Source organism: Pseudomonas sp. RW407 (genome assembly GCF_003176655.1).
Lineage (GTDB): Bacteria > Pseudomonadota > Gammaproteobacteria > Pseudomonadales > Pseudomonadaceae > Pseudomonas > Pseudomonas delhiensis.
The window spans coordinates 1-443 of record NZ_QGSL01000090.1 but is presented as its reverse complement, the minus strand read 5'-3'; the positions used below and the strand labels follow the sequence as shown (position 1 = coordinate 443).

At 51.2% G+C, this 443-nt stretch carries 1 protein-coding gene; it reads left to right on the top strand.

What is annotated here, in order from left to right; translation table 11 throughout:
• Nucleotides 1–45: 45 nt before the first annotated feature.
• The gene (locus DK254_RS33800) at nucleotides 46–306 is read left to right on the top strand and encodes a hypothetical protein (RefSeq protein ID WP_146219595.1); all 261 of its coding nucleotides are present in this window, start codon (nucleotides 46–48) and stop codon (nucleotides 304–306) included.
• Nucleotides 307–443 lie beyond the last annotated feature (137 nt).

The following is a 443-nucleotide window of genomic DNA, read 5'->3' as shown; positions in this document are numbered from 1 at the left end:
TCTTGCGATCACCAGTCTTAGCTCACAAGCACCCACACGAATTGCTTGATTCAACTTGTTAAAGAGCAGTTGGTTGATTCTTTCGTCTCAACCGAGGCGGCGTATTCTACGCCAACCTCTTATTCCGTCAAGCGTTATTTTCAGAATTTTTCGTTCCTACTCAACCGCTTGCGCTTTCGATCGGCCGAAGCTTCTCGTCAGCGGGAGGCGCATTCTACAGCGTTCAAACCCGCTGTCAAGCACCTCGGCGATCTTCCTTTTCGGCCCGCTGCCGGAGCAGTTGTCGAACCGAAAGGCGGCAAGTGAAGCACCTGCCTGACCACCACTCCCAACTTCTAGCCAACCTAAGTGCTTGATTTTCAAGCTCTTTCAGCGCTTCGTCGCTGGGAGTGGTGCGCATTATAGGGACTTCAGAATGCCCGTCAACGACTTTTTGAAACTTT